Source organism: Kitasatospora sp. MBT66, from assembly GCF_000710405.2.
Classification (GTDB): Bacteria; Actinomycetota; Actinomycetes; order Streptomycetales; family Streptomycetaceae; genus Kitasatospora; species Kitasatospora purpeofusca.
Map to the genome: position 1 here is coordinate 190665 of NZ_JAIY01000005.1, position 4977 is coordinate 195641.

At 73.5% G+C, this 4977-nt stretch carries 8 protein-coding genes; all 8 read right to left on the reverse strand.

Annotated features, from left to right (window positions below; all coding sequences use genetic code 11):
- A partial coding sequence (locus tag BI06_RS50595) for a hypothetical protein (RefSeq protein WP_043467776.1) occupies positions 1-238 on the reverse strand: 238 nt, incomplete at its 3' end.
- A gap of 16 nt (positions 239-254) precedes the next feature.
- Entirely contained in the window at positions 255-830 is a 576-nt protein-coding gene (locus tag BI06_RS11880; RefSeq protein WP_051740820.1) for a DUF4913 domain-containing protein, read from the reverse strand.
- Positions 831-926: 96 nt separating this feature from the next.
- The gene (locus tag BI06_RS55465; protein WP_369826107.1) at positions 927-2009 is read right to left on the reverse strand and encodes a DNA cytosine methyltransferase; all 1083 of its coding nucleotides are present in this window, start codon (positions 2007-2009) and stop codon (positions 927-929) included.
- 174 nt (positions 2010-2183) lie between these two features.
- On the reverse strand, positions 2184-2678 hold the full coding sequence (locus BI06_RS11895) for a hypothetical protein (protein ID WP_051740823.1): 495 nt from the start codon (positions 2676-2678) through the stop codon (positions 2184-2186).
- 156 nt (positions 2679-2834) lie between these two features.
- A complete protein-coding gene (locus BI06_RS11900; protein WP_043467778.1) occupies positions 2835-3320 on the reverse strand; it encodes a hypothetical protein in 486 nt (161 codons plus the stop codon).
- 223 nt (positions 3321-3543) lie between these two features.
- Positions 3544-4194 (reverse strand): hypothetical protein, encoded by a 651-nt coding sequence (locus BI06_RS11905; RefSeq protein WP_033823175.1) that lies wholly within the window; start codon positions 4192-4194, stop codon positions 3544-3546.
- Positions 4191-4784: a hypothetical protein gene (locus tag BI06_RS11910; RefSeq protein WP_033823174.1), complete on the reverse strand. Its 594-nt coding sequence runs from the start codon at positions 4782-4784 to the stop codon at positions 4191-4193. The genes BI06_RS11905 and BI06_RS11910 overlap by 4 nt, the downstream gene beginning before the upstream one ends.
- A partial coding sequence (locus tag BI06_RS50600; protein ID WP_158516417.1) for a hypothetical protein occupies positions 4781-4977 on the reverse strand: 197 nt, incomplete at its 5' end. The genes BI06_RS11910 and BI06_RS50600, both read right to left, overlap by 4 nt.

Below are 4977 nucleotides of genomic sequence, written 5' to 3' on the forward strand. Positions count from 1 at the left end.
GCAGGGTCGCGGTGGCGAGGGTGAACGTCTCGCCGTCCTCGTCGTAGTGCAGGTGAGCGGTGACCGCGGCGTAGCCGGAGACGTCCTCGAAGAGGAGGAAGTCGTCGCTGCTGCCGTCGTGGTCGTGGTTGACCTCGGTCAGCAGCTCGTACGCATCCTCCGCGGCGAGGAACTGCACCTGGGCCTCGGCGGAGGCGGCGTCCGCGGGACGCCATCCGGGCAGGTTGAAGTCGGGCAAGGGTCGGCTCTTTCGGTCAGGTGAGGGGGCGGTCGGCAGGGGTGGTGTCGGTCAGCGCGGGGTGCGGCAGCACGCGGTGGCTGATGTGGCCACCGCTGCTGGTGCAGGCGGCGAACGGCCCGTCGGCGGACCGGAGCTTCATGAGCGCGGGTTCGAGGTGGTCGCGCTGCCAGGAGCTGGGGCCGGCGGCTCCCGATTCGGGGTCGAGGGCGGCCTGCCAGGACAGCCAGACGGCGTGCAGCCGGGCGACGGCCTCGGGGTGCTCCTTCCAGCGCGGGCACCAGGGCTTGCCGGCGGTGGTCTCGGGGCCGTAGATCTTGGTCCAGATTTCGTCTACCCATGGGGTCATCAGCTCCAGTTCCTGGTCGTACTGCGGGTCGTCGAAGGCGAGGATGAACAGCGGCTCTGCGCCGCCGATGGCGTCCAGATCGTCGCCGTCCTCCGGGGGAAGGGCGGTGGTCATGCTGGCCAGCTGCTCGGCCTGCAGGTCGAATCCCGCCGCGAGAGCGGACAGCTTCGCGGTCAGCACGTCGATCTGGGAGTTGGTGTAGCCGTCCGGCGCGGACGTGGGGTCGGGCTCGGGGGCGGTCAAAGGGGCGGGTGCCTCTCGTCGGCGGGTGATGACACGAGCATCTGCGCTCGACGGCCCGACGTATCGGGCCGAACTCGGTGTATAAGCACCCTCCGTTCACCGCCGCCCGCACCAGCGGGCGGCAGCGAGTAGATCGGCCACGCCGAGCAACTGCAAGGCAGAGCTGGCCTGTTGGGGAACAACGCCGTTGCCCAGTGCGGTCAGCTGGGCGGAGCGAGACAGGCCCGGAACGGCTGTGACGTGGCCCTCATTCACGCCCATGATCCACTCGACGAAGGCGGGGGCGAGCCGGCCTCGCTCGTCGGTCGGCTCCGGTGCGGGCCGGGTGACGCGCTCCCACCGGGCGATGGCCGGCCCGTACGGGCCCCACCGGTTCAGTCCGAGCTGTCCTGCTCCCAGATCGGCAGGACCACCGCCGACAGCGGCGGCCGGAACCCCGCCCCGGGTTTCCGTCCGGGCGTTCCGGTGTCCGAGGCCCTCGGCGTCGGCAGCAGCTGAGCCGCCGCCGACGGCAAGGTCAGATCGCCCTTGCTGCCACGGCTGTTGGGCCCGCCGTGCGTCCCGTCGGAGGCTTTCGGAGTCGGGAACAGCAGGTGCTCCACCTCGTCGCTCAAGTTCGGCCCGTGGCCGCCCTGGCGCCGCTTGTCGGGGTGCTGACTCCCGCCGATCACGCCCAAATTGCTGGTCGGGGTCTTCAGCAGGGTGACCGCATGCCCCAGGTCCTCCCGCTTCGCATCCGGCCCCTTCGCATCGCGGGCCTTCGGCGTCGGAAGGCCAGGCGACGAGGAACAGCCGCTCCCTGCGGTGGGGGGCGCCGACGGCGGCAGCGGGTAGCACCGTCCACCGCGCATCCATCCCGAGGTCGGCCAGGTCTCCGAGAACCGCGCCGAGTGCCCGCAGAGCAGGCTCACCTCCGCCGTCTCCCAGATCGCACCAGCCGCACTCCAAGTCGCCATCGGATGGCGAGGCAGCGGCTGCGCTGAGGATTCCGCGGACGTTTTCAATGATCACCAACCTTGGCTTGAGGACGTCGATCGCGCGGGCGATGGTCAGCCACAGTCCGGAGCGGGTGCCCTCCATCAGACCGGCCCTGCGGCCGGCGACGCTCAGGTCCTGGCAGGGGAAGCCTGCCGTGAGGACGTCGATCGGCTCGACGCTGCCCCATTCAACTGCGGTTATGTCGCCGTGATTTGGCGTCTCTAGGCCAGTGGTGGGCGAGGATCGAGGCGGCGTTGGGGTTCATCTCGGCATGCCACGCCACGCTTCCGCCGAGGACGGCCTGGACGCCCAGGTCCAGGCCGCCATAGCCGGAGCACATGCTGCCGATACGCGGCCACCCGCCGCCCGGCGGCGTCATCGGCGGGCCCCGCTGCGGGCGGTCGAGGCGCGCACGGCGGGCGGCGAGACCTGCACGGCGGCGCCGGGGCCGGCGGCGTTCTTCGCGGTGACGCGCTTGGCCGGCCGCTGGTACAGGGAGGCGGAGCGGGTGAGAACGATCGCCTCCTCGCCGGTGAGGGTGAGGAAGTCCGGCTCCGGGCCGGTCAGGTCCGCCGCGACCTCCTTGATCTTCCAGACCGCCTCTTCGAGGACTCCCCGGGAGGACGACAGAGACTTGAAGTAGGCGGTGCGGTGCGGCCACCGGTCGGCCTCGGGGCTGCTCCGCTTGAGCGTGACGGCGACCAGGGCGGGCTGGGCGCGCAGGATCGCCTTCGCGGTCAGCAGCCCGGCGTAGGCGTAGGCGAGGCTGCAGCGTCGCCAGGCGATGTCCTCGGGCCTGGTGGACTCGGCGGGAGTGGTGTCGTACTCGTCGACGACGTTGGACAGCAGCCTCTGCTGCACGTCGGTCATGGAGTCCAGGACGGCGCCGAGGCGGTCGGGGAGCGGATCGCGGTGGCAGTAGATGCTGAACAGCTCTTCGCTGAAGTAGTGCAGATCGGCGGCGGTGCCGAGCAGCCACTGGGCCTGGGTCTCGGTGGAGGTGGTGGTCAGGATGGGTCCTTGGGGTCAGCGGCGGGGAGCGGGGGCGCTGCTGCGGGGCAGCGCGGCGATCGGAAGGGGGTCGGTGCGGCGGCCGGGCAGGACGCGGCGAAGGCGCTGGGTGACGCTGAGCGCGGCGGACCGGCGGGGCTTGGCCGGGACGGCGGAGACGCCAGCGGAGGCGAGGTGGTCGGCATCGATACGCAACTGCCCTGCGGTCCGACGCAGTTCGGTGGAGGCGGCACCGTAGACGGCGGCGGGGTCGACCGGCTGGGCGTCGGGCAGAGCCCAGACATCGGCGCTCACGGCGTGTTGGAGCAGGTAGGACAGGTGCCGGGTGGCCTCGGTGACGCGGCCGTGAGCTCGGGCTAGCGACAGCGCGGTGAGCCGGGCGGCCGTCATGGTGGTGGGATGCGCCGGGAACTGGTCGGAGAACTCGGCCGCGGCGAGCGCGCTGGTCTGCAGTTCCTGCATCGCGCGCAGGTGCCCGGCGACATCGCGGGCGTCTGGCACGCCGGCGGCGGAAGCGGCGCGGGCGGTGGGCAGCTTCGCGGCGAGGGCCTCGGCCTGCTGCGCGACGTCGCGCAGGTGCCGCTGGTATGCCTTGACCTCGGAGGTGGGACGGGCGGTGGGCGTGGGGACTCCATCAGTTCGGGAGCTGCCGGGGAGGGCCGGCAGGTTCGGTGCGTCGTCGGATGAGGCCGCAGTCGGAACTCGGGCGGGGCCGACGCGGGTGTCAGGTCCGCCGCAGCGGTACGACCGTCGCCGACGGAGTGCCGGAGCGGGTCGGCGGTGCGGGTGGCGAGGCGGGAGGAGAGAGCAGGACCAGGGCTGGCGAGCGGCGAAGCGCCGCGTCCACGCGGCGCGCGGCATCGCCCGCGGCCGGTGGGCGGTGCCCGGCCGGGACGATGGGGCGGCGGGAGGCGAGGGCGGTGACCTCGGGAAGGCCGGAAGCGGTGTCCACGGCCTCACCCAGCGCTTCGGCCGCCGAGCGGACGGTGCCGCGGGCGGTCGCGAGACAGCTGCGGGCGCTGCTCAGCGCCTCGGGCGTCGGCGCCGGGTCGGCGAGCAGGTTCGCCGACCGGGCCAGCGCGGCCTGGGCGAGGGTGAGGGCCGTCGTCGTGGCGGTGAAGACGCCGAGCCCGGCGTCGGGGCCCGCAGTGTTCGTCGCGCGGAAGAAGCTCTCGTCCAGCGGAACCGCGATCAGCTCGTGCAGGCGCACCATCGGCCAGGCCAGCTCCCTGACCTCGGGCAGCGGCTCGTGCGGGGCCGGCGCGGGGATGGCGTCGGCGAAGGCGGCCAGCTGCGCGGCGAGGTCGCCCAGCGTGTCGAGATCGTCCTGCCGTAGTCCGGTCGGGACGGGCGGCAGCGGAGGGTTGGTGCTCAACGGCGGCTCCTGGCAGGCGAGGTAGAGGGAGGAGCGGGAGCGTGTGCGGAACCGGCAGGAGTCTCCGCCGGGACGGGCGCGAGCCGGTCGGTGAACGCGCGAACCTCCTCGGCTCCCTGGGCCGCGCACCGGTCCGCGGTCTCCAGAGCGATGCCGGTGTGTTCGGCCTGGCGACGGCGCAGTTCCGCGGCGGGGCTGCCCGGTTTGGCCAGGGTGGCGGTCGTGGACTTGATCGAGAGATCGAGGGCGGCGCCCAGGTGCCGGTGGACGGTGGCGGCGCGGCTCATCGCGGCGTCGTAGGCGCAGGCCAGTACGGCCGCGGACGGGTTGTCCGCCGGCGGCTGGCGGCGGTAGTGCTCGGCGTTGTCTCCGCAGTGCCGGATGAACGCAGTCGCCTGGCGGCACTGCTCCAGGAGGGCGTCGCGGTCGGGGATGCCGGAGACGGGCCCGGAAGGGGTCGCGGCGGCGTTGTGCCCGAGGGCGCGCAGCATCCCGGCGACCGCCGCCAGGTCGTTGCGGTAGGCGGATGGGGCGGTGCCGGACACGGCGCCGCCGAAGGTCGACGGGCCGGCGGCGGTGGGCGGCCTCACCGGCGCCGCCCTGCGACGGCGGCGTGCTGTCCGGGGAGGGCCGGCAGCGAGGCGACCGTGCGGGCGCTCGGACCGGCGGCGCTGCGGGCGGTGGCGGCGACAGCCCTCGGGGCCGGACGGCCGACGCCGGAGAAGGGGCCGGCGAGCGAGCGGGCGTCGCGGCGCAGGTCCTCGCAGGCGCCATCGAGGGCGA